This is a genomic window from Frankia sp. CeCAU1 (assembly GCF_977971845.1).
Genome location: NZ_CDWWXA010000013.1, coordinates 60,824 through 61,954, shown reverse-complemented (window position 1 = coordinate 61,954; position 1,131 = coordinate 60,824). Strand labels below are relative to the sequence as shown.

Genomic DNA, 1,131 nt, shown 5'->3' with positions numbered 1-1,131 from the left:
GGCGGTTCAGGGAGGTGCACCGGGCCTCAGCGGGCTGCTACCCGCTGAGGCCCTTTCGTTCCACCCGACACCTCGTGCGCTTATGCGCACAAGTCGATGTCGCAGAGTCTCACCCCTTGCACGCTGTCCTGTCAAGCGCTTGTGCGCATAAGCTGATGAGGACTCGAACGAGGAGGTGGACAGCGATGAGGATCACTACCCATGATCCGAACCGGCCGAAGTACCAGCAGCTAGCCGCGATCTTGCGGCGCAAGATCCAGACTGGCGAGCTTGCGCCTGGCTCCCAGCTTCCTAGCGAAAGTGATCTTATCGACACATACCGTACGGGGCGAAGCACCATTCGACGCGCGATAGGTGTACTCCGTAATGAGGGACTTCTTGTCTCCGAACAAGGGCGGGGCGTTTTCGTTCCCAGTGAACGGCCAATCATCTACGAAGCGAATAAGTTCGGGTCACGGAAGATCCGCCTCGGCTCAGGTACTGACGCCTTCACCACAATGGTTGAGGCACAGGGTATCCGGCGGGCTCATCAGGTCGTCACCTGCGAGACCATCGAGGCCGACGACGAAATCGCAAGCTTGCTGGGACTAGAAGGCGACCAAACCCACGTCCTGGCTCGTAGGCGAGTCATGTGGGTTGACGACAGACCGTCAATGATCGGCGATAGCTACTATCCCCTGCGATTCGTTGAGAACTCTCGGCTACCGGATCCTGCCGATATCCCCGAAGGGGACGACCAGGAACTTGAGGATTTTGGGCATGTCGCTAAGCTTTATCATGACTTGACGACAATGCGAATGCCGACTCCCAATGAGACCACCGCGCTCGACATTCCTCCGGGTGTCCCTGTTGCGCGTACGACCCGCACTAGCATTGAGGGAGACGGGACACGATGCGAAGTCTATCTGACGATAATTCCTGGAAACAGATACATCCTCAGCTACTGGGTTGATAACGACTGATTATTGTCCGAGGAGCACCCTGTCGGCGCGGGGTGCCGTCCCATCCTCCCGCCGAGGCCACCCCCACCACGGTGGTCACGGTGAGTGAGAGTCCCAAGAGTCCCGAGAGTCCCGCGGCTCCCCCCTGCCTCCCAGATACCAGCGCCGATGGGGTGGGCAGGGCGCGGAC

1 protein-coding gene is annotated in these 1,131 nt (G+C 59.6%); it reads left to right on the top strand.

Going from position 1 to position 1,131, the window contains the following annotated elements; all coding sequences use genetic code 11:
• The first annotated feature begins 185 nt into the window (after positions 1-185).
• Entirely contained in the window at positions 186-962 is a 777-nt protein-coding gene (locus AC08OO_RS04615; RefSeq protein ID WP_476610072.1) for a GntR family transcriptional regulator, read from the top strand.
• Positions 963-1,131: the final 169 nt, after the last annotated feature.